This window comes from Wolbachia endosymbiont of Drosophila leontia (assembly GCF_028981785.1).
Lineage (GTDB): Bacteria > Pseudomonadota > Alphaproteobacteria > Rickettsiales > Anaplasmataceae > Wolbachia > Wolbachia pipientis.
The window spans coordinates 1-1,598 of sequence record NZ_JAPQLK010000121.1; the positions used below are offsets into that span (position 1 = coordinate 1).

1 protein-coding gene and 1 pseudogene are annotated in these 1,598 nt (G+C 34.4%); one reads left to right on the forward strand and one right to left on the reverse strand.

The features are described from left to right. Positions 1 to 75 precede the first annotated feature (75 nt). On the forward strand, positions 76 to 648 hold the full coding sequence (gene plsY / locus OZD63_RS03820; RefSeq protein WP_007548744.1) for a glycerol-3-phosphate 1-O-acyltransferase PlsY: 573 nt from the start codon (positions 76 to 78) through the stop codon (positions 646 to 648). On the opposite strand, the pseudogene OZD63_RS03825 reads toward plsY, so the two are convergent. Then, a pseudogene (locus OZD63_RS03825) lies at positions 643 to 1,598 on the reverse strand (hypothetical protein); the annotation flags it as partial. The gene plsY and the pseudogene OZD63_RS03825 sit on opposite strands and share 6 nt — an antisense overlap.

Here is a 1,598-nt window from a genome sequence, read left to right on the forward strand (position 1 = left end):
GTATCTCAGCATAGATCCCGCTAACAAGCAGCGGGATGACGAAATTTTGCGATTATTAATCAGTAAATTTTACCTGTGTTAGTTATAGTCCTTACACTATCCTACATACTCGGTTCAATACCGTTTAGCTTAATTATTACAAGAATAAAAGGGATAAACTTAAGAGAAGTAGGTTCAGGAAACATTGGTGCTACAAACGTTGCAAGGACGGGAAATAAATTTCTTGCTGCTTTGGCATTATTTCTGGATTCCTTCAAGGGATTTATTGCCGTTTATATAGCACAACAATTTTGTGATAATAACGATTTTTATATATATGTATCTGCAATTTTAGCAGTTTTAGGACACATGTTTCCTATTTGGCTAAAATTCAGTGGAGGAAAGGGCGTTGCAACCACTCTAGGGATACTGATAGCATTTAACATTGATATTACTTTAGTATTCGTAATAATTTGGATAATAGTCTTTCTTGCCTTTAGATACTCTTCCCTTGCTTCACTCAGTGCTACTTCAACGGCTGTAGCATGGTCCTTTTTTTTTCAGAGGAATTTGTTCTTAACATTACTAATTATAGGAGCACTGGTCTTCCTAAAACACCACAGAAATATTGTGAATCTTCTGCAAGGTAAGGAAAATAAATTTTTATAAGTGTGCTGACTCTGTTGCTATATTACTAACAGATACTTCACGCGAGAAACGACTTGAGACTACTTCTTCTACTTCTTTTATCATTTCTTCCATGTTTTTTCCACTTTTCTTACATGCATCATCAAGTGCTAATTTTAGTTTACGTATATCATTCTCTTCTAGCATCTTATTCATTTCTTTTTTCGTTATCTCTAATTTTTTTAGTAAGATGTTCTCCATTATCTCTCTCTCATCACCTTCATACTGGCCACTTAGTCTGCTATATGCAATGCAACACTTCTTTTCTCGCGGCAAGGTTGACAGACCCCGCAATGTAACATCCACTTGAACTTCTATAGAGTTAACTTCCCTAGCCTTTTCAGCAGCTTCTGACCTAAATTTCTCAACTTCTCCTATTATTATTTTGTTAGCTATTCTTTTAGCTCCATCCAAAGATGAATCCTTGAGAGAAAAATCTGTCTCGAGTAGATCTCGATTTAATAGCTCTAAGAATACTTTTTTTCCGATGTTTTCGAGTAAACTTTCTTGGTCACCTAAACCATGCTCCTGCAGTTTATTTCTCATGTGCTGAACCAGCTCACAACATTGTAATTTATTTAACTTTATAGAGCTAATATTTTTCATTAACGTCAGCACAATTTGTTCACTATATTGAGAAGTAATACTCAATAATTTTCTCATTAGAGGAATACTTACTTCTGAAATAAAATCATCAACTATTTTTTGACTTTCATCATCTTCATAACCATTTTGAACGTCATACCAAGCCTTAAAAATTTCTTTATTGTTTTTCTTGTTTTTTAACCTGTCTAACATGAACTTACGTGCTTCATTTTGTGCTCCTGGAAGTAATATTTGCCTAGGAGGAGTAAATCCAATTTCTGGATCAGGATGAATACCCTCTAGCGTGCTTAACATTCTATAGATAATACCGGTGAAGCAAGTGTTAG